General features: G+C 62.3%; 25 protein-coding genes and 1 tRNA gene. 9 read left to right on the top strand and 17 right to left on the bottom strand.

Going from position 1 to position 22,653, the window contains the following annotated elements; genetic code table 11:
• Window positions 1–16 precede the first annotated feature (16 nt).
• Window positions 17–712: an MCP four helix bundle domain-containing protein gene (locus AC1D1N_RS12580; protein ID WP_477348795.1), complete on the bottom strand. Its 696-nt coding sequence runs from the start codon at window positions 710–712 to the stop codon at window positions 17–19.
• Window positions 713–1,303: 591 nt separating this feature from the next.
• Here AC1D1N_RS12580 and AC1D1N_RS12575 point away from each other — a divergent pair.
• A complete protein-coding gene (locus AC1D1N_RS12575; RefSeq protein ID WP_477348793.1) occupies window positions 1,304–1,546 on the top strand; it encodes a hypothetical protein in 243 nt (80 codons plus the stop codon).
• A gap of 88 nt (window positions 1,547–1,634) precedes the next feature.
• Here AC1D1N_RS12575 and AC1D1N_RS12570 read toward each other — a convergent pair.
• Window positions 1,635–1,711 (bottom strand) — tRNA-Met (locus AC1D1N_RS12570).
• Window positions 1,712–2,051: 340 nt separating this feature from the next.
• Between AC1D1N_RS12570 and AC1D1N_RS12565 the strand changes: the two genes are divergently transcribed.
• Window positions 2,052–3,011 (top strand): Gfo/Idh/MocA family protein, encoded by a 960-nt coding sequence (locus AC1D1N_RS12565; protein WP_352556302.1) that lies wholly within the window; start codon window positions 2,052–2,054, stop codon window positions 3,009–3,011.
• 53 nt (window positions 3,012–3,064) lie between these two features.
• Here AC1D1N_RS12565 and mnmA read toward each other — a convergent pair whose 3' ends face one another.
• The gene (gene mnmA / locus AC1D1N_RS12560; protein ID WP_477348791.1) at window positions 3,065–4,255 is read right to left on the bottom strand and encodes a tRNA 2-thiouridine(34) synthase MnmA; all 1,191 of its coding nucleotides are present in this window, start codon (window positions 4,253–4,255) and stop codon (window positions 3,065–3,067) included.
• A gap of 257 nt (window positions 4,256–4,512) precedes the next feature.
• On the opposite strand from mnmA, the gene sciP reads away from it, so the two are divergent.
• Entirely contained in the window at window positions 4,513–4,788 is a 276-nt protein-coding gene (gene sciP / locus AC1D1N_RS12555; protein WP_013529904.1) for a CtrA inhibitor SciP, read from the top strand.
• Between the two features lie 64 nt (window positions 4,789–4,852).
• On the opposite strand, the gene AC1D1N_RS12550 is transcribed toward sciP, so the two are convergent.
• The gene (locus AC1D1N_RS12550) at window positions 4,853–5,782 is read right to left on the bottom strand and encodes an NADP-dependent oxidoreductase (protein ID WP_477348789.1); all 930 of its coding nucleotides are present in this window, start codon (window positions 5,780–5,782) and stop codon (window positions 4,853–4,855) included.
• A gap of 94 nt (window positions 5,783–5,876) precedes the next feature.
• Between AC1D1N_RS12550 and AC1D1N_RS12545 the strand changes: the two genes are divergently transcribed.
• Window positions 5,877–6,281, top strand: coding sequence for a winged helix-turn-helix transcriptional regulator (locus AC1D1N_RS12545; protein ID WP_477348787.1), 405 nt, complete (start codon window positions 5,877–5,879; stop codon window positions 6,279–6,281).
• 105 nt (window positions 6,282–6,386) lie between these two features.
• Here the strand turns inward: AC1D1N_RS12545 and AC1D1N_RS12540 are convergent, their stop codons facing one another.
• Window positions 6,387–6,764: a flagellar export protein FliJ gene (locus AC1D1N_RS12540; RefSeq protein WP_142869582.1), complete on the bottom strand. Its 378-nt coding sequence runs from the start codon at window positions 6,762–6,764 to the stop codon at window positions 6,387–6,389.
• A gap of 450 nt (window positions 6,765–7,214) precedes the next feature.
• On the opposite strand from AC1D1N_RS12540, the gene ctrA reads away from it, so the two are divergent.
• Window positions 7,215–7,910 carry a response regulator transcription factor CtrA gene (gene ctrA / locus AC1D1N_RS12535; RefSeq protein WP_006203583.1) on the top strand — a complete coding sequence of 232 codons (696 nt, stop codon included), beginning with the start codon at window positions 7,215–7,217 and terminating at the stop codon, window positions 7,908–7,910.
• An 84-nt stretch (window positions 7,911–7,994) separates the two neighbouring features.
• Here the strand turns inward: ctrA and AC1D1N_RS12530 are convergent, their stop codons facing one another.
• Both AC1D1N_RS12530 and chpT read right to left on the bottom strand, forming a co-directional pair.
• On the bottom strand, window positions 7,995–8,363 hold the full coding sequence (locus tag AC1D1N_RS12530; protein ID WP_477348785.1) for a response regulator transcription factor: 369 nt from the start codon (window positions 8,361–8,363) through the stop codon (window positions 7,995–7,997).
• A 258-nt stretch (window positions 8,364–8,621) separates the two neighbouring features.
• The gene (chpT, locus tag AC1D1N_RS12525; protein WP_142869636.1) at window positions 8,622–9,251 is read right to left on the bottom strand and encodes a histidine phosphotransferase ChpT; all 630 of its coding nucleotides are present in this window, start codon (window positions 9,249–9,251) and stop codon (window positions 8,622–8,624) included.
• Between the two features lie 390 nt (window positions 9,252–9,641).
• Between chpT and AC1D1N_RS12520 the strand changes: the two genes are divergently transcribed.
• Together AC1D1N_RS12520 and AC1D1N_RS12515 are read left to right on the top strand one after the other, a co-directional pair.
• Complete coding sequence (locus AC1D1N_RS12520; RefSeq protein WP_235984549.1) at window positions 9,642–10,178, top strand: DUF1134 domain-containing protein; 537 nt, start codon at window positions 9,642–9,644, stop codon at window positions 10,176–10,178.
• 155 nt (window positions 10,179–10,333) lie between these two features.
• On the top strand, window positions 10,334–11,485 hold the full coding sequence (locus AC1D1N_RS12515) for a coiled-coil domain-containing protein (protein ID WP_436261129.1): 1,152 nt from the start codon (window positions 10,334–10,336) through the stop codon (window positions 11,483–11,485).
• Window positions 11,486–11,488: 3 nt separating this feature from the next.
• On the opposite strand, the gene AC1D1N_RS12510 is transcribed toward AC1D1N_RS12515, so the two are convergent.
• The 6 genes from AC1D1N_RS12510 to AC1D1N_RS12485 form a co-directional block, all read right to left on the bottom strand.
• Window positions 11,489–12,325: a TrmH family RNA methyltransferase gene (locus AC1D1N_RS12510; RefSeq protein WP_477348783.1), complete on the bottom strand. Its 837-nt coding sequence runs from the start codon at window positions 12,323–12,325 to the stop codon at window positions 11,489–11,491.
• A gap of 57 nt (window positions 12,326–12,382) precedes the next feature.
• A complete protein-coding gene (locus AC1D1N_RS12505; RefSeq protein WP_112561151.1) occupies window positions 12,383–12,721 on the bottom strand; it encodes an ArsR/SmtB family transcription factor in 339 nt (112 codons plus the stop codon).
• A gap of 149 nt (window positions 12,722–12,870) precedes the next feature.
• A complete protein-coding gene (locus AC1D1N_RS12500) occupies window positions 12,871–13,641 on the bottom strand; it encodes a HugZ family pyridoxamine 5'-phosphate oxidase (RefSeq protein ID WP_477348886.1) in 771 nt (256 codons plus the stop codon).
• A 36-nt stretch (window positions 13,642–13,677) separates the two neighbouring features.
• Window positions 13,678–14,850, bottom strand: a complete 1,173-nt coding sequence (locus AC1D1N_RS12495) for a CaiB/BaiF CoA transferase family protein (protein ID WP_436261127.1) — start codon at window positions 14,848–14,850, stop codon at window positions 13,678–13,680.
• Between the two features lie 6 nt (window positions 14,851–14,856).
• Window positions 14,857–15,618: a 3-hydroxyacyl-CoA dehydrogenase gene (locus tag AC1D1N_RS12490; protein ID WP_436261126.1), complete on the bottom strand. Its 762-nt coding sequence runs from the start codon at window positions 15,616–15,618 to the stop codon at window positions 14,857–14,859.
• A gap of 95 nt (window positions 15,619–15,713) precedes the next feature.
• Window positions 15,714–16,250, bottom strand: coding sequence for a GNAT family N-acetyltransferase (locus AC1D1N_RS12485; protein WP_436261125.1), 537 nt, complete (start codon window positions 16,248–16,250; stop codon window positions 15,714–15,716).
• A gap of 271 nt (window positions 16,251–16,521) precedes the next feature.
• On the opposite strand from AC1D1N_RS12485, the gene AC1D1N_RS12480 reads away from it, so the two are divergent.
• Window positions 16,522–17,508, top strand: a complete 987-nt coding sequence (locus AC1D1N_RS12480) for a glutathione S-transferase family protein (protein ID WP_436261124.1) — start codon at window positions 16,522–16,524, stop codon at window positions 17,506–17,508.
• Between the two features lie 90 nt (window positions 17,509–17,598).
• On the opposite strand, the gene AC1D1N_RS12475 is transcribed toward AC1D1N_RS12480, so the two are convergent.
• Window positions 17,599–18,099: an NUDIX domain-containing protein gene (locus AC1D1N_RS12475; RefSeq protein WP_436261123.1), complete on the bottom strand. Its 501-nt coding sequence runs from the start codon at window positions 18,097–18,099 to the stop codon at window positions 17,599–17,601.
• Window positions 18,100–18,170: 71 nt separating this feature from the next.
• Here AC1D1N_RS12475 and AC1D1N_RS12470 point away from each other — a divergent pair, with 71 nt between their 5' ends.
• Window positions 18,171–19,106: a metallophosphoesterase family protein gene (locus AC1D1N_RS12470; protein WP_352588569.1), complete on the top strand. Its 936-nt coding sequence runs from the start codon at window positions 18,171–18,173 to the stop codon at window positions 19,104–19,106.
• Here AC1D1N_RS12470 and AC1D1N_RS12465 read toward each other — a convergent pair.
• The 3 genes from AC1D1N_RS12465 to AC1D1N_RS12455 form a co-directional block, all read right to left on the bottom strand.
• Window positions 19,096–19,713: a hypothetical protein gene (locus AC1D1N_RS12465; protein ID WP_436261122.1), complete on the bottom strand. Its 618-nt coding sequence runs from the start codon at window positions 19,711–19,713 to the stop codon at window positions 19,096–19,098. The two genes, AC1D1N_RS12470 and AC1D1N_RS12465, sit on opposite strands and share 11 nt — an antisense overlap.
• A gap of 83 nt (window positions 19,714–19,796) precedes the next feature.
• Window positions 19,797–20,594: an alpha/beta fold hydrolase gene (locus AC1D1N_RS12460; RefSeq protein WP_436261121.1), complete on the bottom strand. Its 798-nt coding sequence runs from the start codon at window positions 20,592–20,594 to the stop codon at window positions 19,797–19,799.
• Window positions 20,595–20,700: 106 nt separating this feature from the next.
• Entirely contained in the window at window positions 20,701–22,470 is a 1,770-nt protein-coding gene (locus AC1D1N_RS12455; RefSeq protein ID WP_436261120.1) for a tetratricopeptide repeat protein, read from the bottom strand.
• Window positions 22,471–22,653: the final 183 nt, after the last annotated feature.

The following is a 22,653-nucleotide window of genomic DNA, read 5'->3' as shown; positions in this document are numbered from 1 at the left end:
GAGGGTTGAGCCGCGCTCACCCTGTCAGCCGATACATCGCCTCGCTCACGGCGAGGATCGGCTTGCTGACATTGTGGCGAATCCAGGCGACAAGCCCGCCAAGACACGCGGCCGCAAAAACAACCGCTACCCAGGTCAGCTGCTGTGCGACGGTGTAAGTGCGGTCGGCCATGGCGGCGACAGCAGCGCTGCGCTGGTTGGTGAGGGCCAGCAACTCGTCTAGTCGCCGGGTTGCCTCGGCAACCGTGGGGAGCGAGACCGCCTCGAACTCCTTGAGGGCCTTTGTCCGTTCTCCCGTATCGAGGAGCGGGAAAATCGATGCGAGGGAGTCTTGGTAGGCTGTCGACAGGTTGACGAATTGGTCGAATAGTTCCCGCTCCGCAGGCGATCCGGCGCTCCTGCGGTAGGCGCGCCGACCTTGGAGCATCTCTTCGCTCCCCCTCGCCATCTCGTTGTCGAGGCCAGCTATCTGCTGAGTGTCGGTGGTGCGCATGCGCAGCGTCGCATAGAGTTGATGTTCGGCGAGGGTTCGCTTCATCTCGCCGACGATCTGGACCTGTGGCAACCAAAGGCCGGTGATTTCGCGGGTGACTTCGTTGAGTGATCGCAGCTGCGTGACCCCAAATAGCCCTACCGCCACGATGCACAGCAACGCCAGCCCAAAGCCCAGCGATAGCTTGGTCCCGACACTGACGTCCCTCAACCGCTTCATGTAAACGCAGATGTAATGAGACCAGTCCTCTTCGCGAGCGCCAATTCTGTGGGAAAATTAGAGGCGCTTTGCTGTAGTCTTGCGCCTAAGGTCTTAATGCTGATTTAAGACGACACCGTTCCCTGTACTGCGTGCAATTTCCTCTGGAACGAATGTCAAGGAGGTGGCGAGGTTTAGCGAGCTTCCCGGGCATGCACCTGCGCGCTTGGGCACCTGGAATACAATGTCAAGACCTGACAACATACTTGTCCAAAAACCGAAAATGCCTTCGGTCACTGCGACCATGTCTTTGCGACAATAGAACGAGATCAGGTTTCTTCTTGCACTTATTTCGATACGCGATTGCGGTAACGAGTGAGATTGATCGGCCTAGCCGGGGAGGATGCGAGGGCGGCAAAATCTCGGCTGGTCGGCCAGCGAGGAAGATCGTTCCGACATCAGCAAGGCGGGGCAGGAGTGGCAGGTCAGGCTGCCAGCCGCGGATGCGGCTTGAGCCGCATCCGTTGGTGTTCATCGACGAAATCGGAACCACTACGAAGATGACACGCCTGCATCGACCAACTTATGGGAGCCGTCCTAACCGCGCGCGAGATGGGCGTGGTCAGCTTTGTGGCTCATTTCCTGGAGCGGGCCCGCCGCGAAGCAGCCGAGGCTGGAAATACGGTGTTCGACAAGCGCATCGAAGATCATGCAGCCTGGCTGTCGTGGGCTACGGAAGACGAGAAAGACAACGGAGCGGGGAGTCTCGTCGACCGCAGCCACCCTGTTTTCGTGAAGGTAGATAGAATGGATAAACGGGCGCAGGAAATTCTGGCTAAGGTTTCCGGGCCCTAAGATTATTGGGTTCGCGTAAAGGTACTTTCGACTCGTTTGATACAGGAATCCCTAAGTTGGCTACCTTGCCAAGGCAACGAAGAGAGACTGGTAGCGGGAGAGGGACTTGAACCCCCGACCCCAGGATTATGATTCCCGTGCTCTAACCAACTGAGCTACCCCGCCAGGGCGGCGAAAGGCCCGAATCCACCTTAAATCGAAAGGCATTTCGAGGCGTTCGCCAAGGTCGCGCGGATATAAGGTTGGGAGGGCGGGCCTGTCAAGCATCGATGCGTCAGGCGCGCCGGCATATTGTCGCCCGAGAAAAGCTTTGCCGGGCAGACATCCCGATGCAGTCGGGATGGGGCTCTAGTCTTTGTTTGAGCATGGTCTCTGGACAAAACGGGTACCCCGTTTGTCCGTGAAAACCGGTTCCCACTTTTCGGGACCACGCTCTTGTCGCCGGGGTTGAGTTCGGCGGGGCACGTCGCTATGTCTCGGCCAAGAAATCTAGAGTTTGAAGCTGATGAAGCCGCGCATTGCAGTCCTCGGTTGCGGATACTGGGGCAGCAACCACATCCGCACCCTCAAGGCGCTTGGCGCGCTGCATGCGGTTTCCGATGCCAATCGGGCGCGGGCCGAAGGTTTTGCCAGCGAGCAGGACTGCCTGGCGATCGAGCCGGATCAGCTGTTCGTGCGCGACGATATCGACGCCATCGTCATGGCCTTGCCGCCGCAGTTCCATGCCGACCTTGCCGTGCGCGCCGTCGAGGCCGGCAAGGACGTGCTGGTGGAAAAGCCAATCGCGCTGACGGTGCCCGACGCCGAGCGTGCCGTGCAGGCGGCAAAGGATAATGGCCGCGTGTTCATGGTCGGCCATGTCTTGCGCTTCCATCCCGCCTTCGAGACGCTGAAGGCGCTGATCGACAATGGCGAGCTCGGTGAAGTCCGCTACATCCATTCGCACCGGCTCGGCCTCGGCAAATTCCACACCGAGAACGACGCGCTGTGGGATCTGGCGCCGCACGATCTGTCGATGATCCTGGCCATCACCGGCACGGAGCCCATCGAAGTCAGGGGCGAGGGTGCTGCCTTGCTCGACAGTCTCAGCGACTTCGCGCACCTGCATATGCGCTTTCCCAACGGCCTGCGCAGCCACCTCTTCGCCTCGCGGCTCAATCCCTATCGCGAGCGGCGGCTGACCGTGGTTGGCACCAAGGCGATGGCGGTGTTCGACGATGTCGAGCCGTGGGAGCGCAAGCTTGCCGTCTACCGCCATGCGGTGTGGCAGGACAGCGGCCAGTGGGCCTTCACCACCAACGAGCCGTCCTATGTCGCGGTCGGGCAGGGCATGCCGCTGACGCGCGAGCTGGAGCATTTTATCCAGTGCATCGAGACGCGGGCCGAGCCCCGCACCAGCGGCGAGGAAGCCATCAGGGTGCTGCGCATCCTAACCGCGGGCACGGTTACCCACACAAAGTCCTGAGACCGTTGGAAGCTGCGCTGAAGGGCAGAGAAACAGTCTCTGAAAGGACGGCGTTATTCTGCGGGAACCTGTGCCGGCCTGGCGGCAAGCCGCGTCAGCATCGCTTCGGCCTCGGCGCCGCGCTCGGAACGCTCGATGAAGCCGCCACCGAAGACGCGGGCCTCGTTGCCGTCATCGGAATAGAGCACGCAGGCCTGTCCGGGCGCGATGCCGGACTCGCCGTCGACCAGTTCCACAAAGGTGCTGCCGGCGCGGTGATGCAGTACGGCCGGGCGCGGCGGCCGCGTCGAGCGGACCTTGGCAAACAGCTCCATGCCGGCGGCCGGAATGTCTGACAGCGCGCGATCGCCCAGCCAGTTCATGTTGCGCAGGTAAATCTTGTGCGTCTCCAGCGCCTCGCGCGGGCCGACAATGACGCGGGCCCGGTCGGCGTCGAGATGGACGACGTATAGCGGTTCGCCCGACGCAATGCCGATGCCGCGGCGCTGGCCGATCGTGTAGCGCAATATGCCATCATGGCGGCCAAGCACGCGGCCGTCGATATGGACGATGTCGCCCGGGTTGGCGGCAGCCGGCTTCAGCTTGGCGATGATATCGGAATACTTGCCCTGCGGCACGAAGCAGATGTCCTGGCTGTCCTGCTTGGCGGCGACGCTCAGCCCCATCTCTTCGGCAATAGCGCGCACCGCGGGCTTCGACAGGCCGCCGAGCGGAAAGCGCAGATAGTCGATCTGCGCCTGCGTGGTGGCAAACAGGAAGTAGCTCTGGTCGCGGTCTGCATCGACCGGCCGGAACAGCGCGCGGTGGGCGCCATTGGCGCCGGAGCGGATATAGTGGCCAGTGGCGAGCGCGTCGGCGCCAAGGTCCTTGGCGGTCGCCAGCAGATCGGCGAACTTCACCGTCTGATTGCAGGACACGCACGGGATCGGCGTCTCGCCGGCGACATAGCTCTCGGCGAACGGGTCGATGACCGCCTTGCGGAAGCGCTCTTCATAGTCGAGCACGTAATGCGGGATGCCCAGCGTCTCCGAAACGCGGCGGGCGTCGTCAATGTCCTGGCCGGCGCAGCACGAGCCGGTCCGGTGCGTTGCCGCGCCATGGTCGTAGAGCTGCAGCGTGACGCCGACGACATCATAGCCTTCGCGCTTCAAAAGGCCTGCGACGACGGACGAATCGACACCGCCCGACATGGCGACGACGACGCGGGTGTTTTGCGGGCTGGCGGGAAGGTCGAGGCTGTTCATGGTTCTTTCGTTCTGCGCGGCGCTTCAATGGCAGTGGCGCGAATATAGGTCAACCACATCAGCGGCGCCAGCTTTGCGGCAGCGCCGATTTTGCGGGAAAATTGCGCGCCCGCCGGCCGTTCACTCAAATGCCGACGAAAAGACTAACGCGGCGTTCATGATCCTTACCTAGTCATTAGGGTTCGCTTAGGCAATTTTTAAAGCTGTGGCGGTAATGTGGTGGGGATTGGGTCTTTGAGTTTTTTGTAGAGAGTACGATGACCGATCTTGTTAGACCGCGAGTCAAATATGTTATCGGGCCTGACGGCAGCCCTCTTACGATTGCCGATCTGCCGCCGACGAATACACGTCGCTGGGTTATCCGGCGCAAGGCGGAAGTGGTTGCGGCGGTGCGCGGCGGGCTTTTGAGCCTCGACGAGGCATGCCAGCGCTACAAGCTGACCACCGAGGAATTCCTGTCTTGGCAAGCGTCGATCGACGAATACGGGCTTGCCGGGTTGCGCACGACGCGCATCCAGCAATACCGGCACTAGAGCCAGGATCTCAAAAAGAAAAGGGCGCGGCAACCGCGCCCTTTTGCCTGTCGTAAGGCCTGGTTCAGACCGTCAGCACCACCTTGCCGATGGGCCTGGTGGCGAGAAAGGCGTGCGCCGCGCCCGCCTGTTCGAGCGGAAAGCTCTTTGCCACATGAACGGCAAGCTTTCCCGCATCGACCAGTTTGCCAAGCTCAACGAGGCCTTCGCGGTCAGGCACCACAGACATGCGCTCGACGCGGATGTTTCGCGCCGCAGCCTTGGCCCGGGTGGTGTCGTGGACGTTGAGCAGCGACACCAGGACGCCGCCGTCCTTCAGGACTGTCAGCGATTGGTCGGCATGGTCGCTGCCCATCGGGTCCAGAACCAAATCGATGTCACGGACCTCAGCGGTGAAATCGCCCTTGGTGTAGTCGACGACCTCGTCGGCGCCGAGCGAGTGGACGAAATCGAGTTTCTTCGGGCTGGCGGTGGCGATGACATAGGCGCCGCGCGCCTTGGCAATCTGCACTGCCAGATGTCCGACGCCACCGGCCGCGGCATGGATCAACACGCGCTGGCCGGGCTTCAGGCCACCATGGCGGACAATGCCCTGCCAGGCGGTCAGGCCGGCCAGCGGCAGCGCGCCGGCGTGATTGTGATCGATGGTTCGCGGCTTTGGCGCTATTTCATCGGCCGGGGTGACAGCGAGTTCCGCATAGGCCGCGGCCTGTTTGGGGAAACGCGGCATGCCGAACACAGCGTCACCGACCTTGAGGCCACCGTTGACGCCTGGGCCTAGCGCCTCGACGGTGTCTGAAATATCCCAGCCGAGGGTGAAGGGCGGTTCGCCCAGCAATGGATAATAGCCGGCGCGCACCGAGCCATCGACCGGATTGATGCCGGCTGCGTGCACGCGGACCAACACTTCGCCTGATTTGGGCGAGGGGGCGGGACGATCGGCGATGACGAGGACGTCGGGTCCGCCGACGGAATTCTGGACAACGGCACGCATGGGATATCCTTCCTGCTTGGGTTCATATGCCGCTATCATTTGGATAGTAATATTCTCTTGTCTAGTATGTACCTTATCTATATATAGGTACCCCATGGATAGTGATAATGATTGCGGCATCGGCTATGATGCCTTCCAACGGACATGCCCTTCGCACGCCGTGCTCGAAATGCTGGCCAGCAAATGGGTCTATCTGGTGGTTTGCGCATTGCGCCGCGGCCGGATGCGCAATGGCGAACTGGCCCGCAGGCTGGAAGGCATCACGCCCAAAATGCTGACGCAGACGCTGCGCATTCTCGAGCGCGACGGGCTGGTGCGGCGCGAAATCTTTCCGGTCATCCCGCCGCGGGTCGAATATGAATTGACGGAACTTGGCCAGAACCTGGCGGGGCTGCTCACCCAGATACGGTCCTGGTCGGAAGAGCACGTGCCCGACATCAAGCAAGCGCGGGCTAGGGCAGAGGCGAACCAGGAAGCGGAGTTGCAGGCACAGGTGTGAGGCTGCGGCCGCCTTGCGGCCAGATCAGCAGCGCTGGAACTTTGGTCCGGCCACACTCAAGCAAAGTGCGGCGTCAGGCGCCGCTGGCTGGATCAGCCACCGTCTTCAGCCGATCATGGCGCTGCGGCCGCCGAGTTCAGCATCGCGGATCTTGGTGTCGCGCGATTCCAGCATCTCGGCCTTGGAAAGCTCCGCTTCAGCTTCGCCGAGTAATGATTCGGCAGCGCTTCGCTGCTGGGCGAGGTCGCTTTGCGAGTTTCTGAGGTTGTCGCGGCGCAGACGCGCCGCTTTGGCGAAGGTTGGATAGGCAAAATGACTGATGTCGGTGATGCCCGCCTTCTTTTCTTCGGCGGTGATCTGAAGCTCCAGTTCAACAGCCATGCGCTCGAACTCGGCGATCATCGTGTCGAGCTGCAGCAGCTGCCGCCGCTTCTCATTCACCTGAAACTGCTTCAGCCGAACGAGGTTTTCACGTGACTTCATGATTCGGTACTCCCGCAAACGCACACCTGCACATATCGTCCAATCCGCTCGCCAGCGCCTGGCGACACCCGTATCCACCGGCATTCCCCGAACTATGGGAAACAAATTCCTAAAGTTTCTTGCCGGCGGTAACCATTCGTTTACGGGCATTGTTAATCATAAGGGCGAGGACTTAAGGCCGGGTAAAAATTCCGGCTCCCGATACGGAAGCCGGCCTGCGAGTCCCTTGAGTCACTTAGTCCAACTTATTAATGTGTTGCATTAGCGATTTGGTTCTGTGATTCATCATTAGATTCAAGAGGGTGTAGAAAGCGGTTAAAAAATCTGGTACCGTTCTGGGTGCGGAATTAGGTTTTGTTAACCATTCGATGGCAGCCTTCTGTTCAGGCAATCACTGCTCCGGTTCCGGATGGGTCGTGACATGGTCCGGCGGCAGAAAAGGGGAATGAAATGCGCGTTCTGCTGATAGAAGACGACAGTGCAACCGCTCAGAGCATCGAGCTGATGCTCAAATCCGAAAGTTTTAATGTTTATACGACCGACCTCGGCGAAGAAGGCGTCGATCTCGGGAAACTTTATGATTACGATATCATTCTTCTCGATCTCAACCTCCCCGACATGTCAGGCTACGAAGTCTTGCGGACACTTCGCCTCTCCAAGGTGAAGACGCCAATCCTGATCCTGTCCGGCATGGCCGGCATCGAGGACAAGGTGCGCGGCCTCGGCTTCGGCGCCGACGACTATATGACCAAGCCGTTCCACAAGGACGAGCTGGTCGCCCGCATTCACGCCATCGTGCGCCGCTCCAAGGGCCATGCCCAGTCGGTCATCACCACCGGCGACCTGGTGGTCAATCTCGATGCCAAGACCGTCGAAGTCGGTGGCCAGCGCGTGCATCTGACCGGCAAGGAATACCAAATGCTGGAGCTGCTCTCGCTGCGCAAGGGCACCACGCTGACCAAGGAAATGTTCCTCAACCACCTCTATGGCGGTATGGACGAACCGGAATTGAAGATCATCGACGTCTTCATCTGCAAGCTGCGCAAGAAGCTCGACGCTGCGTCCGGTGGTCAGAACTACATCGAAACGGTCTGGGGCCGCGGCTATGTGCTGCGCGAGCCGGAAGATATCCGCGTCAGCGCCTGACCGAATCATCTGATTGAATTCAATGCAAAAAACCCGGCTCAGGCCGGGTTTTTTGCTGTCCCTTCCGTTCGAGCACGAGCCGAATCAGGCGGCGATCTTCAGGGTACGAAAGCGTTCGAGCAGTTGCGGCCGGTTGAACGGCTTCAAGAGATAGCCCTGGGCGCCGGCGCGCTTTGCCTTCATGATCGAGGCGACATCGACTTCGACCAACGAAATCAGGATCTGCGGCTTGATCGCGCTTTCCATGGCGCGGACCTGGCGGATGACATCGACCGCCTGCATGTCCGGCAGTGCGCCGTCGACGACAATCACATCGGGCATCTCGGCAGCGCACATCTCGACCGCGTCGTGTCCGGTGGCCGCTTCGATCACCACCATGTCGGAGCCGCCAAGAATCCGTTTTGCGACCTTCCTGATCACACTCGAATCGTCAACAAACATGCAGCGCTTCATTTCCGGGTCCTCTTTGCCTTGGGGCGAACCGGCGGCATCCGGGGTATCGGGATGCACCTTAGACCGATCTGGTAAAGAAGCCGAAAAGCCGTTAGGTAAAGTTTTTGCAAAAATGTCGTTTGCGCGCCGTGTCAGCGGACGCGTCGCCGACGAAGAAACTTGGTTGTTCTGAATTTCGGCCAAGCCCGCAAATATCAGCGGGAAAAGATACTTGACTTGTTCTTGGCTGTCGGCCGAGCCGGTAACGACTTCGAGTCGTCAGACCGCGGACAGCACGATCTCTTCGGCGGTCGCGTGGATCGAGATCGTCATGTTGGCCTCACGCGCAAGAAGCAGCGTGTAATAAGGCTGGACCGAATGGGCGTCGATCGGCTCCTCGGGCTTGTTGCCGGAATGGAGTTCGAGGAATTTTGGCGGCACGCGCAGCATCGGGCCGCTTGCCGCAAGCGCAAAGCGCGGCTCGGTGTCGAGGTTTTCCAGTGTAACCACCAGCTTGCCGCCGCGCGGGATGGCGGCGTTGGCGACGAGCAGCAAATTGAGCAGCAGCTTGACCTTGTTCTTGGGCAGCAGGGCGCGAACGCCGTTCCAGACCAGTTCCGGCTTCTCGTTCTTCAGGAACGCGATGGCGACGGACTCGGCATCGCCGGTGTCGATCATCATGCCGGCCGAACCTGCGGCGCCGAAGGCGATGCGGGCGAACTGCAGGCGGGCCGAAGCGTTTTTGGCGCTCTGGCGAATCAACTTCATGGCGTCTTCGTCGGCGCCGCCCTCGTCGAGGAGTTCAAGGCCGTTGTTGATGGCCCCAACCGGCGAAATGATGTCGTGGCAGACGCGGCTGCACAACAAGGCTGCGAGATCGGGTGCGGAGAGAGAGAAAAGCTCGGCCATCGGCGAAAATCCCTGCAAAAAATTCACATCCTGGTGGCCACGCGAGCGACCGCCGCGCCTCACCCACCCGAATCACGCTCTTTCCCCAGCGCTTCTGAATACACAGCGCCCGAGCGTGCAGCAACAAATCCACAATTCTCGTCAGCAAAAAAGGCGTGTTTGCACAGGATGGGAGCCCGCACAGACGGTCAGACAGCCTTCGAACCGCCATGTTCATGTGGAAGGTTAATGGTTGAAAAAGGATTACGGCATAGTTTGCCCGTAACAGTCATCCTTAACGGCCGCCTAAAGAGCCGGACGGGTGCGAGGCGTCGGCGAAAGTGCTCCCTGACGGAGATTGGAAGCATGGTTTCCCGATTCTACGACCGGACCTTTGTCCGTGTCTTCTTCATGGCGATTGCCCTCATGGGCGCGCTCGCCTTCTCAACCTCTGCGTCGCGGGCGCAGGAATACACCGCTCAGGAGATCGTCGATTCCGGCCACAAGTTCTTCGGCGCGACGTCGGGCGGTCTCGCCACCGTCGTCGAGAAGATTTTTGCCTCCTACGGCCTGCCCAATGGCTATCTGCTCGGCGAAGAGGGTTCTGGCGCGGTGATCGGCGGCCTGACCTACGGCGAAGGCACGCTCTACACCAAGAATGCCGGCGACCATAAGGTGTTCTGGCAAGGTCCGTCGCTCGGCTGGGATTTCGGCGGCGAGGGATCGCGGGTGATGATGCTCGTCTACAATCTCGACGACGTCAGCAATCTCTACAACCGGTTCGGCGGCGTTGCCGGCTCCGCCTATGTCGTGGCCGGCGTCGGCTTCAACGTGCTGCAGAACAACAGGGTGTTGCTGGTGCCGATCCGCACCGGCGTCGGCGCGCGGCTTGGCGTCAATCTCGGCTATCTGAAGCTGACGCAGAGGCCGACCTGGAATCCCTTCTGAGCGATTCCGACCATAGGTCGGCCCGATCAACAGGTTCTGACCCGATCAAGCTGCGGCATACTCTTGCCGCAGCGCTGGATTTGCGTCATGCGAACATGGCAAAGTCCAGACTTGGCGGTTGTCGGCTAGCGGCCCGCCTGTAACGGGTAGTCACCTTGGTTCAATCGATCCTGTTCTTCGCCCTCGGCTTTCTGTGCGCAGGCTTTCTGGCGCTGCTGGTTGCGCCGGCCATCTGGCGGCGGGCGGTCGCGCTGACGCGCAGGCGTGTCGAGGCGTCGGTGCCGCGAACGCTGGCCGAGATCCAGGCCGACAAGGACAGCTTGCGGGCCGAGTTCGCCATGACGACGCGCCGACTCGAAATCAGCGTCAAGACGCTGCGTGAGCAGGCCAATGAGCAACTCGTCGAAATCAGTCGCGGGCGCGAGGCGCTGAAAGGCCTGGCGGTCGAGCGCAAGGACAAGAAGCAGGCGCTTACCGAGCTTGGAGAAAAAAACGAATTGCTCCTGCATCGCGAGCAGCAGATACAGCAGCTGACGGACAAGCTGGTGCAGGCCGAGCGCATGATGGAAAAGCGCGCGCTTGAGCTCGAAAAGCTCGAGCACATGTATGACGACGCCTCCTTCTCCTCCAGCAATCGTCAGATCGAACTGGTGGCGCGGGAATCGGAGCTGGAAAAGTTTGCCAACGACATTTCGGTGCTGCGCGGCCAGCGCAAGGAAGCCGAGAAGCGTCATCAGGAAGTCGTCGCCGAGAGCAAGGCCACGCGCGATTCTCTGAAAGCCGAGAAGAAGAGAACCGCCGATCTCGAGAAGAAGCTCGAGCGCCTGCTCGCCACGCTTGCCGATCGCGAGGACAAGCTCGATCGCCGCGAAAAGGAATTGGCTCGGCTTCGCGAACGGTTGAGGGGCGAGACTGCGGGAGGCGCCGTGGCTGCTGGCCTTGTTGGCGCGCAGGACAATGCCCCCGCTGGTAACAACGACGTCGACAAGGTGCTAGCCAAGCTCGAAGGCGATCGCGAGCGGCTGGAAGCCAGGCTGACGACGCTGGCCCGTGAGAACAAGCGGCTGAAGACGGAGCTTGGTGGTTCCGAGACCACGAGAAATGGCGACGACGAGCGCAGCGCCGGTGATGCGTTACGCGAACAGATGAACACGCTCGCGGCAGAGGTCGTCAGCCTGACCGCCAAGCTTGAAGGACCCGATTCGCCGATCACCAAGGCGTTGGCTGCGCCGCAGGAAGCGCGATCGGGAACCATCAGCCTCGCCGATCGCGTGCGGGCGCTGCAAAAGGCAGATTCGGCGGGCTGAGCTTCAGGCCGCTGGTTTTCCAAAATCCTGGGCGGCTACCGACTTGCCAGTCGAAAAATGATGCAACGCGATGGCTGAGGCTGCAGCGACATTCAGGCTGTCGAACCCTTCAAACATCGCAATCCTCACCGTCCGCAGCCGGTCAAGCAGCCTCTCGGGCAGGCCTTCGCCTTCGGTGCCGAGATAGAGCGCCAGTCGTTTCGGTCTCGCGGCATTGCGAATGTCAGCCTCACCGCGCGGCGATAGAGCGATCTGGCCGAAGCCCAACTCGTCGAGCTTCGCGATGAAAGCTTCAGTGTGGCTGAAGGAGGCGAAGGGAACTTTCAGCGCTGCGCCGACGGAGACGCGGATCGCCTTGCGATACAGCGGGTCGCAACAGGTGGCGTCGATAAACACGGCATCGGCGCCGAAGGCGGCAGCGTTGCGGAAGATCGATCCCATATTGTCATGGTTGGCGATGCCGATGAGCACGACGATCAGCGCGTCGGCTGGCAAGGTGTCGAGCAAGGCCTCCGCGGGCTGCGGCGCGCCCTTGCTGCCGATCGCCAATATGCCGCGATGCATGTGGAAGCCGGCGATCCTGTCCATGACGTCGCTTTTCGCAACGTAAACCGGCAGGTCGGCAGGGGCCTTGCGCAGGATGTCGTCGAGCCCGGCCAGCCGGTTTTCCAGAACCAGGACCGACTCGGCGGCGAAGCGTCCGGCTGACAGCAGGACGTCCAGCACCACCTTGCCTTCAGCGACGAACCGGCCATGGCGGCCGGTGAGATCGCGTTCGCGGATGTCAAAGTAGGCGGCGACCCGCGGATCGCGCGCGTCGTCGATCTGGATCGGACCCATCAATACCTCGGCCGGCGAGAAATCGTCAGCGAGGTAAGGAGCGATCGGAGCCGCAGGTCAAGTCCCGGCGCGGCGCAGACGCGTTGCCATCTGGGACAAGTCGCCGATCCCGAAAATGCCGTCGAGCATGCGCAACAGCTCGCGCACGGCGTCCGACTTGCAGGAATAGTAGATCATCTGCCGGTCGCGGCGGGTCTCGACAAGATCGAGCGCCCTGAGCTTGGCCAGATGTTGCGACAAAGCGGACTGACTGAGCATCACCTTTTCGGCGATGGCGCCGACCGACATCTCACCGTCGGCCAGATAGCTCATGATCAAAAGCCGCTTTTCGTTGCCCATAAGGGTCAGAAATGTCGCCGCCGATTCGGCATTGGCGATTAATTTGGTAGAGACCATGCCCCATGTTTCCCTGCTCATCCGAACGCTATGGGGGCAAATAGCGTTGGGTGCTATAATTCAGCTGTGGATCGCGCTGCTGATTCAGCGTCGTATGAATCGTAGATCATTTCGCCCAAATCTCAAGACATGCTTTTGATTCATGACGATTATCCTTGCGTAGCCGGCATACGTCCGGTCTTGGCCATGTTGACAAGAACTGGCCGCAGGTCGCGCGCGGTCTTCAATGGTTGCGGAAAATAGACCCTGCAAACGGCGTCGCCCGATGCCAGATCCATGCCCTCGGCATCGAAGCCGGTCATGGTCCAGCCATCACCTTCGGCCTTGGCAAAATGATGCGCATAGACAGCGATTGCGTCGAGATGGTCGGCATTCATGTGGTCGAGGGCGGACTGTTCGCTGGCGGCCAGCTCCTCGACGATCGGCCCATCGGTGATGAGATCGGCACGGCCCAGCAGATAGGCCTTGCCGAAACCGCCATTCAGGCTGGCGCGCTCCGGCTCGAGCCGGAAGATCGAGAAATCGCCGAGCCCGGAATAGAGCTTAGCCCTGGGATTGTGATTGAGATAGCGCCGCTCGGCGCGGGCATGCGCGCTCGATCCGCGCTCAAGCTGCTGGGCCTGGCAAAGCAGTGTTATCCTTGGGTGCGCCAGCGGATCGCCCTTGCCGGGCTCACCGACAAGCAGCGAGCAACGCGGCTCGGCAAGCATCGCCCCGGTGTGGGCGGAGAGCCCCGAGACAAGGATCAGCGGCGTGCCATCGGTGTCGGTGGCGACACCGACCCTGGAGGCCAGCGGCGAACCGGTCGAGGGCTCGATGACCGCCAGGGCGCCGAACCGGGCGCTGCGGATCAAGGTTGTTGCCAGCCTGACCGCCTCGGCGTCCGTCGCGCGAATGACGTCCTTCTTCGGCTCGTTCAAAATGCTCACCGGGTTAAGTTGATTTTCTTCATCCAGTTATTGGCCAATCAGACCGGATTTGACAAGCGCTGTGATCTCATCTGCCGAAAAGCCGAAGCGCGCCAGCACGTTTTGCGGCCGCTGGTCGTCATCATCCGGCATGGCGGCAAGCGCCGGCTGCGAGGCGGAAAAGCGCGGCGCAGGTGCCGGGCGTTCGAACGTGCCCGTCTTCACAAATGCGTGACGAGCACGATTGTGCGGATGGTTCCTGGCCTCCGCAAGCGACAAAACCGGCGCGACGCAAGCGTCGGTGCCCTCAAACAGACCGGCCCAGTCGTCGCGCGTCTTCAGCCGGAACCGGTCGGCGAAGGTGGCGCGCATGTCCGGCCACAACGCCTTGTCGTACTGGCCGCGGACAAAATGCTCGCCCAGCGGCAGCAACCTGGCGAATTCGGCGAAGAAGCGCGGCTCAAGGCAGCCGACCGCGACGTGGCGTCCGTCCGCCGTTTCATAGGTGTCGTAAAAGGGGGCGCCGGAATCGAGCAGGTTGGCGCCGCGCCTGTCGCTCCACAGGCCTGCCGCCATGAAGGCGTGTATGGGCGCCGTCAGCATCGAGGCGCCCTCGACCATTGCCGCGTCGACCACCTGGCCCTTGCCGGAGCGCGAACGCTCAAACAGCGCTGCAAGCACGCCGGCGATCAGCATCATGGCGCCGCCGCCATTGTCGGCGATCAGATTCAGCGGCGGCACCGGCCGGCTTTCCTCCCGGCCGATGGCATGCAGCACACCGGAATAGGCGAGGTAGGTGATATCGTGGCCAGCGCGGCCTGCGAGCGGCCCGTCCTGGCCGAAGCCGGTCATGCGGCCGTAGATCAGCGCCTTGTTGCGCGCCAATGCAGCATCCGGGCCGAGACCGAGCCGCTCCATGACGCCGGGACGAAAGCCCTCGACCAGCAGATCGGCCCGTTCGACGAGATCCAGCACCAGCTCGATGCCTTGTGATTGCTTGAGATCGACACGCAGGATGGAACGGCCGTGACGGTCGAGATTGTACTCATCGGAGAGCGGCAGCAGGGGTTGGTCCGAACCGCTGCGCTCGATGCGCAGCACCTCGGCGCCCATCTCCGACAGCATCAGCCCGGCCAGCGGCACCGGGCCGAGCCCGGCCATCTCGATGACTTTCAGGCCGGCCAGGGGGCCGGTCTTCACTGCGGCTGCGCCGGCCGCCATGGCCGTCTATTTCGGCGCCATGCGGATCGCCCCGTCGAGGCGGATGGTCTCGCCGTTGAGCATCTGGTTTTCGACGATATGCAGGGCGAGCGCCGCATATTCGGACGGTTCGCCGAGACGAGACGGGAACGGCACGGCCGCACCAAGCGAATCCTGCACCTCCTGCGGCATGCCGGCCATCATCGGCGTCTTGAAGATGCCGGGCGCGATGGTGCAGACGCGAATGCCGGAGCGGGCGAGATCGCGGGCGACCGGCAGCGTCATGCCGACGACGCCGCCCTTGGAGGCGGCGTAGGCGGCCTGGCCGATCTGGCCGTCATAGGCGGCGACCGACGCCGTGTTGACGATGACGCCGCGCTCGCCGCCCTGCAATGGCTCGAGCTTGGCGGCGCGATCCGCGACGAGGCGGATCATGTTGAAGGTGCCGATCAAGTTGATCTCGATCACCTTGCGATATTGGTCGAGCGGGTGCGGACCATCCTTGCCGATGGTCTTCACGCCGATGGCAATGCCGGCGCAGTTCACCAGGATGCGCGCCGGCCCAAGCCTTTTTTCCACTTCGGCGACCGCGGCCGCACCGCTGTCGGCGCTGCTGACGTCACACAGGATGGCGGTGCCGCCAATGTCGCCCGCCACTTTCGCCGCCCGGTCGATGCCGATATCGAAGATCGCGACGCGGGCGCCCTTGTCGGCCAGCGCGCGGGCGGTTGCCTCGCCGAGTCCGGAGCCGCCACCGGTTACGATCGCAATCTGGCCGTTCGGGTTCATGCCGGGTCCTCCCTGCTTTTGCGGATCATGCTACGGAGGTCGCTGGCATGGTGCAACCTGACCGGTCAATCGAGACGTCTCGATCGGCCGGGCAATCAGGCCATCGCCGGCGCGGGCTCGGCAATCCTGGCGACGCTGGCATGGCAGACTTCGCCGGAAAGACGCGCCACGGCGCCAGGCACGATCTCGTGCGACAGCAGCCGGTCGAGGTCGACCGGGCGTGGCATGGAGATCTGGCCGCGCGGGATCTTCCTGAAGCCGAGCGGGCCGTAATAGGGCTCGTCGCCGACAAGGATCACCGCCGGCGCGCCAGCCTTGGCAGCCGCTTCCAGCGCGATCGCCACCAGCCGGCGGCCGATGCCGAGATTCTTGAACGCAGGGCGCACGGCAAGCGGCCCGAGCATCAGCGCGCGGCCGGCGCCGGCCGCAATGCGGGTCATGCGCACCGAAGCAACGACGAGGTCACCGTCCACGGCGACGAAGGACAGCGAGCGCTCGTGGCCGCCGGCCTCGCGGATCTTGTAGGCGGCCAACACGAAGCGGCCGGGGCCGAAGGCTTCGTCGTTGATGGCTTCGATTTCAGGGTCATGCGCCGGAGTTTCCGGCAGGTATTTCACGTCGGCAAGGCTCATGGTCTTCGCGGTCCGATATACGAGGAAGGTTGCTGCAAGCGGCAGCGTTCGCCAGTCAGCGCTTTCTAAGCGCGGGCGCCCTTTCGTCGTCGGTCAAACCGTATCGAGGCAAAGTCGAACATGCGGAGTGTCCGCTAGCATCATTTTTCGGCCGCTGCAATCGGTCGCTTTTATCAGGCATTGCGGACGAGTGACGCTCTGTTCAGCAGATGACGACTTCGACATTGCCGCTTTGCGCCTACATTGGCCAAGGCAGGCAAGGAGATTTCGCATGGGTTTGCTGGTCGAAGGCAAATGGCAGGACCACCCGGCCAAGGTCGATAGCGACGGCAGGTTCATCCGCGCCGAGGCGCAGTGGCGTGACTGGATCACGCGTGATGGCTCGCCGGCTAAAGGCCGTACGCGGGGCTTCAAGGCCGAACCGGGCCGTTACCATCTTTACGTCTCGCTCGCCTGTCCGTGGGCGCACCGCACGCTGATTTTTCGCGCGCTGAAGAAGCTCGAAGGGATCATCTCGGTTTCGGTCGTGCATCATTTCCTCGGTGCCGACGGCTGGACTTTTCTGGCCGAGGACGGGGCCACTGGCGACACGGTTTACGGTCTCGATTTCCTGCATCAGATCTACACCAAAGCCGATCCCACCTATTCGGGCCGGGTGTCGGTGCCGGTGCTGTGGGACAAAAAGGAACAGACCATCGTCTCCAACGAATCCGCCGAGATCATCCGCATGCTCAATTCCGCCTTCGACGCATGGGGCGATGCCAGCGTCGATTTCTATCCGCCGGCGCTGCGCGGCGAGATCGACAAGGTCAATGCGCTGGTCTATCCGGCCATCAACAACGGCGTCTACCGGGCCGGCTTTGCCACCACGCAAGCAGCCTATGAAGAAGCCTTTGCAGAGTTGTTCTCGGCACTCGACACGCTGGAGGAGAGGCTGTCAAAACAGCGCTATCTCACCGGCGAGCGCATCACCGAGGCGGATTGGCGGCTGTTCACGACGCTGGTGCGTTTCGACCCGGTCTATGTCGGCCATTTCAAATGCAATCTGCGCCGCATCGCCGACTATCCGAACCTGTCGAACTATCTGCGCGATCTCTACCAGGTGCCCGGCGTCGCTGGCACGGTGAACCTGCACCACATCAAGACGCATTATTACGGCAGCCACGAGAGCATCAACCCGACGCGCATCGTGCCGGTCGGCCCGGAGCTCGACTACGCCGCGCCGCATGACCGGGCGCGGTTCAGGAAGGCGGCGTGACGCCAAATCCAATCGAGCGCATGGCGCACTACGTTGCGATTTCAGCAGCGAGAGTTATCGCAGCAGCTAATGCTGTCGGAGAACTCTGGCCTACCAGTGCGGCGATGCCGGGTCCCCACCAAAAACCTCAGCGATCCGCCGCAACGTCGCCGGCGTCGTGCCTTCGGGCAGACGATCAAGCGGGAAGAAGCCGGCTTCGGCGATCTCGTGGTCCGGCAGTTTCGGCGCCGCCTGGCTGAAGCTCTCGATCAGGTAGAAGGCGACATGGTCGCGGCGGCTGGAGCGGCGGTTGAAATGCATTGATTTCAGCACCGGCGGGGCGGTGAGTGCGATGTTGCCTTCCTCGGCCAATTCCCGCGTCAGCGCTTCGCCAAGCGTTTCGCCCAGCTCGACGCCACCGCCCGGCAATTGCCAGCCGGGAACGTAAGTGTGGCGGATGAGGAAGACGGAGTTCGACGCGCGATCGTGGATCAGGCCGCGCACACCAAGCGTCATTGGCCGCCGCAGCAGGAAATAGAGATGGAACAACCTTGCCCTGAGGCCGGCCCAACTGGTCTGGCGAAACGCCTGCTCCGGATCCGATATCGCCATCGCTAGCGAAACCGTAAGCAGACAGGAAACAGTGAGTGGAAAGCGGGGGGCGCGTCGCCTATGAAGGAAGGATGTTCAGGCTCGCGCATATTTCCGATGTCCATCTGGGGCCGCTTCCCGGTGTAACCTATCGCGAACTCGCGTCCAAGCGCGTGGTCGGCTATGTCAACTGGCAGCGCAACCGCCGCCGCCATATGCACGATGCCGTCATCGACACCATCGTCGCCGACATGAAGGCGAGCGGTCCCGACCACCTCGCCGTCACCGGCGATCTGGTCAATCTGGCGCTGGATGGCGAGATCGAAATGGCAAAGCACTGGCTGGAGACGCTAGGCCCTCCGGAGGATGTCTCGGTGGTGCCGGGCAATCACGACGCCTATGTGCCGGGCGCCTTCGACAAGGTCTGCCGCTCCTGGGCGGCGTGGATGAGCGGCGACGGCGTCACCACACCAATCGACCGCAACACCTTTCCCTATCTGCGCGTGCGCGGCAACGTCGCGCTGATCGGCGTCTCGACGGCGCGCGCCACGGCGCCGTTCATGGCCAACGGCTTCTTCCTCGAAGGTCAGGCGCAAAGGTTGGCCTCGATGCTCGACGCCACTGCCAAACGCGGCCTGTTGCGGGTGATCATGATCCATCATCCGCCGGTGCGCGGCGCCGTCACCCAGCAAAAGCGCCTGTTTGGCATATCCCGTTTCCACAAGACCGTTCACCGGCACGGCGCCGAGCTTGTGCTGCACGGCCATTCGCACCTGCCGTCGCTGTTCTTCATTGGCGGACGCGGCACCAGGATTCCGGTTGTCGGCGTCGCCGCTGCCGGGCAGTCGCCCGGCGGCAAGAACCCGGCGGCACAGTACAATCTGCTCGACATCGACGGCGAAAAGGGCAACTGGCGGATCCGGCTGACGCGTCGCGGCCTGACCGGACCGGCCATACCGCCATCCGACCTCCAGGTAATGGAACTTGGCGTGGATGCCGAGGCATCCAAACCGCTGGTCAGAAGCTGATTTTCATCGTCATCAAGCGATCCCAGAACAGCGCGGCCGCCACCGCCAGCCCCACCAGCGCGCCGGCGGCGATCAGGCCGAGGCCGGACAGGAAGGTCGACCAGCGCCTCCCGGGCGCGGTTGCTTGCAAGGGTGGTTCGGCTTCCCGCACGGTGGCGCGGTTCAGGCCGGCAACGGCCGGCTCGACGCCGCCCTCCATCATACGCTGACGCTCGACGATGCGCTCCGCCACATAGCGCGTGACCTGATCGGCAACCGGTTTCATATCGGTCGATTCGGCAAGCACCACGCGGCCGATGCGGGTATCCCTGAGGAAGCGGTAGGTGCGGCGGTCGCGTCCCATGGCGACATGGCTGACGGCGTCGATCCACAGCCGCGGCTGCAGGCCCGACGAGACGACGAAGTCGAAATTGTCCATGTCGGCGGGTACGTCGGCAAAGACCGGGGCGAGTTCGGCGGCAAGAAGATCAAGCCGCATCCGGTGTGCCTCGCGCATGTCGACCACGACGTCGTCGCGATCGGCGAAGGCGTTCTTCACGTCGCGAACGGCATCGGACAGTTTGCGCGACGGGTTTAAAGAGGTGAATTGCTCGTCTGAGTCCTTCATCATCCCTCGCTAATATATGGTTGATAGCGAGTTAACACAGCCGTTTGCAAAATGCACTGGCGAGATGCCGGAAGCCGGTTAGTTCAGCTCGCTGCGGCGTCGAATGTCGGACGCCTGCCGCGCCGGTCCATGTTCCGGCGCACGGCTTGGGTGACCACGCCTGGCGCCTCCTCGACCAGCATATGGCCGGCATCGAGGACGTGATGGATATGAAAATGCGCCGGCAGGCCATCAGCCTGGGTATAGGGCAGGACCGGATCGTCCGTTCCCCAAACCACCATCACCGGCATGTCGAGCGTTTCCAGCTGTTCGCGGGGAATGACGCCCTGCCGCTCATCCCTGGTCATGACGGTTGCGATCTCGATCAGCTTGCGCAACTGGCCGGGGCGACGGCGTACTTCCGCCAGCACGCCAACGATGCGTTCGGGCGGCGGGCTTTGCGGTCCGGACATGGCGGCAAGGCAGGTGCGGATTTCGCGTCTGTCGGCCGCCGCGGCGTAGCGACGCAACAGCGGCCCATTGATCTCCGGGCCAAAACCGCCCGGCGCCAGAAGCGTCAGCGAGGCTATTGTTTCGGGTTCGGCCAATGCCATCAGGGTGGCTACCGCACCGCCCATCGAATGACCGGCGACATGCACCCGTGCTATGCCGCGTGCGGCGAGATCCGCGAGAACTGCTCGGGCCGCTGTCCTGGCCGGACCGCTGCCAGGGAAATCGAGCGACAGTCCGTGTCCCGGAAGATCGTAGGTCAGTGTTCTGATCCCGGGCGCCAGCGTCGCGGTCACCTCGCGCCAGATGTCATGGCAACCGCCGAAGCCATGCAGCAGGACGACCGTCTTCGGCCCGGCGCCCCGCTCGGCAACATAGAGGGATGAGACCATGAAAAATGTATGATTATTGCAAGATAGGACAGGAAATTTCGAATTGGGCTGGATTGCTCCCAGTCCAGACCGATGGCCAGTAAAATTTTCGCGATCCGGAAAGATACTAGCTGGCGTTACCGAGGCCCGCGGCGCGCAACGCCTCGACCAGCCGCTCGGTCAGATCGGCGGGATATTTCCGCTCGGCGAAGGCCGCACGCGGGTCAGCGGCGAATTTCGGGAATTTGGTGGTCAGCTCATCCAGAAGCTTGGCCGCCAGCTGCTCGCGGCCGGCAGCCTTGGCGCCGATCAGCCGCGCCGCCAGATAATGCGATTTCATCGCCGTCGTGCGCAGCGACTCGCTGGCGATCGCGGCCTTGTTCATATCGCCCAGCATGAACTGCCCGGCGAAGAGCCCGTAATCCCACCAAGTCGGGTGGCCGCTGAACGTCTCGACGGCACGGGTCAGGATCGGTGTTCCCTCGGCATACTTGCCAGCGAAGATCAGGCCATAGCCGTAGGCGGCAGCCATGCTGAGGTCGTAGGGGTTGAGCTGATAAGCCTTGCGCATCCAGCGAATCGCCTCCTCGGGGTTGCCGAGGCGCGAGTAAAGGTAACCGTATGCGCGGTGCGCATAGGGGCTGGTCGGCCCCATCTGGATGGCGCGATGGGCAAAAGACATCGCCTGTTCGACCGTCGCGTCAGGCGGATAGGCGTAGTGATCGGTCGCGGCCTCGAGATGGAGCGATGCCAGTTCCGAATAAACGAGCGACGATTTTGCGCCTTGGCTGGCAAGGTTTTCCAGACAACGATAGGCGGCCTCATGAGTCTTGGTGCTCTGGTCGAGATAATATCTGTCGTTGAGGATCAGGCACCTCGTCAGCCCGGTCTGAATGCCGTTCTGTTCGATGTAGCTGTAGAGCGGGCCGGCGGCGGGAATGGTCGAGCTGAGGATGGCGGCGATACGATCCTCGACGGTACCAGGCGCACTGTCGGCGACCGTCAGATTGCGGGACAAAAGCACGCGGCCGGTCGCCACACTCTGCAGCTCGAGCGTCACGTCACCTGCCATTGGTCCCGGCAGGACATCGAAAACGAAACTGGTCGGGTCGGTGCTCGGGTCGCGCTTGCTGTCGGCGTCGCGGCCGATGAAGTCGATTGTGTCGAAACCGGCAAGACCGGCGCGCAGCGAGGCGGCGACGCGACCTGCCTCGGGGCCGGTGGCCTTCACGGCGATGTAGACGAGGGGCAGGGCCTCCACCGTCGGCGATGCGATGCTGCTCGTCGCGCCCGCGGTCTCGACCCCTGCCGCCGGATCGTTGCTGGCAAGCAGTGCGCCGCTGCCCTGGCGCAGGATGAGCACGCCCAGCATGAGGATGACCAGCGTCAAGGCGATCCAGAAGAACTGGAGATGGCGGGCCAGCGAAGGTCCGGGTTCTGTAATCGCCGAAGCTGTCGTGGGGAGCGCGGCAGGAGCCGCCTGGTCAGGCGATCCCGGCAGGGCGGCTACCGCCTGCGCCAGCGCCACCGGCTCCTGCCCAACCGGCAGGCGAATGGCGTTGAGTTCATATGACGGCACATAGCCGCCGCGCGGAATGGCGATTCGGACCGGTTCGGCTACGCCCTCATTGGCGAAATAATGTTGGAGAAGTTCGCGCAGCCTGCCTGCCTGCACCCGGACCACCGCATCGGTCGACGAATCGAAATCGCCGTCCTTGCCGAAGACGTCCATGGCGATGGAGAAACCCTTGAGCCTGTCGGCTTCGCCGGCTTGCTCGCGCTCCACGAGGTAGCGCAGCAACTTGCGTGAGCGCTCGGAACGTCCGAACGTTTCGCTGGCGAGCAGTCGTTCCAGTGTCTCGCGCACTGCGGGGGCGGCAGGCGTGGCATGCTGCAAGTGTCGATCCTTTCGAAGTCGGCACAGGTTGAGGCGCAATCATATAGCGCCTGCACTTCCATACAAGCATGCTTATGTTATGCGATCGCGTACCGCACCGGATAATTGCCGATGGTTAACACGCGAAAACCGGAATTTCCCCCGGCAAATGGGTGATTTCCGGGCGCCGCGGATACGGCGCCC

The organism is Mesorhizobium sp. P2_B5 (genome assembly GCF_056404775.1).
This window is presented reverse-complemented; position numbering and strand designations above follow the sequence as displayed.

Coding starts and splice junctions, on each gene's coding strand:
- AC1D1N_RS12580 (WP_477348795.1), bottom strand. CDS start 712: ATGAAGCGGTTGAGGGACGTCAGTGTCGGGACCAAGCTATCGCTGGGC.
- AC1D1N_RS12575 (WP_477348793.1), top strand. CDS start 1,304: ATGGGCGTGGTCAGCTTTGTGGCTCATTTCCTGGAGCGGGCCCGCCGC.
- AC1D1N_RS12565 (WP_352556302.1), top strand. CDS start 2,052: ATGAAGCCGCGCATTGCAGTCCTCGGTTGCGGATACTGGGGCAGCAAC.
- mnmA (WP_477348791.1), bottom strand. CDS start 4,255: ATGAACAGCCTCGACCTTCCCGCCAGCCCGCAAAACACCCGCGTCGTC.
- sciP (WP_013529904.1), top strand. CDS start 4,513: ATGACCGATCTTGTTAGACCGCGAGTCAAATATGTTATCGGGCCTGAC.
- AC1D1N_RS12550 (WP_477348789.1), bottom strand. CDS start 5,782: ATGCGTGCCGTTGTCCAGAATTCCGTCGGCGGACCCGACGTCCTCGTC.
- AC1D1N_RS12545 (WP_477348787.1), top strand. CDS start 5,877: ATGGATAGTGATAATGATTGCGGCATCGGCTATGATGCCTTCCAACGG.
- AC1D1N_RS12540 (WP_142869582.1), bottom strand. CDS start 6,764: ATGAAGTCACGTGAAAACCTCGTTCGGCTGAAGCAGTTTCAGGTGAAT.
- ctrA (WP_006203583.1), top strand. CDS start 7,215: ATGCGCGTTCTGCTGATAGAAGACGACAGTGCAACCGCTCAGAGCATC.
- AC1D1N_RS12530 (WP_477348785.1), bottom strand. CDS start 8,363: ATGAAGCGCTGCATGTTTGTTGACGATTCGAGTGTGATCAGGAAGGTC.
- chpT (WP_142869636.1), bottom strand. CDS start 9,251: ATGGCCGAGCTTTTCTCTCTCTCCGCACCCGATCTCGCAGCCTTGTTG.
- AC1D1N_RS12520 (WP_235984549.1), top strand. CDS start 9,642: ATGGCGATTGCCCTCATGGGCGCGCTCGCCTTCTCAACCTCTGCGTCG.
- AC1D1N_RS12510 (WP_477348783.1), bottom strand. CDS start 12,325: ATGGGTCCGATCCAGATCGACGACGCGCGCGATCCGCGGGTCGCCGCC.
- AC1D1N_RS12505 (WP_112561151.1), bottom strand. CDS start 12,721: ATGGTCTCTACCAAATTAATCGCCAATGCCGAATCGGCGGCGACATTT.
- AC1D1N_RS12495 (WP_436261127.1), bottom strand. CDS start 14,850: ATGGCGGCCGGCGCAGCCGCAGTGAAGACCGGCCCCCTGGCCGGCCTG.
- AC1D1N_RS12490 (WP_436261126.1), bottom strand. CDS start 15,618: ATGAACCCGAACGGCCAGATTGCGATCGTAACCGGTGGCGGCTCCGGA.
- AC1D1N_RS12485 (WP_436261125.1), bottom strand. CDS start 16,250: ATGAGCCTTGCCGACGTGAAATACCTGCCGGAAACTCCGGCGCATGAC.
- AC1D1N_RS12480 (WP_436261124.1), top strand. CDS start 16,522: ATGGGTTTGCTGGTCGAAGGCAAATGGCAGGACCACCCGGCCAAGGTC.
- AC1D1N_RS12475 (WP_436261123.1), bottom strand. CDS start 18,099: ATGGCGATATCGGATCCGGAGCAGGCGTTTCGCCAGACCAGTTGGGCC.
- AC1D1N_RS12470 (WP_352588569.1), top strand. CDS start 18,171: ATGTTCAGGCTCGCGCATATTTCCGATGTCCATCTGGGGCCGCTTCCC.
- AC1D1N_RS12465 (WP_436261122.1), bottom strand. CDS start 19,713: ATGAAGGACTCAGACGAGCAATTCACCTCTTTAAACCCGTCGCGCAAA.
- AC1D1N_RS12460 (WP_436261121.1), bottom strand. CDS start 20,594: ATGGTCTCATCCCTCTATGTTGCCGAGCGGGGCGCCGGGCCGAAGACG.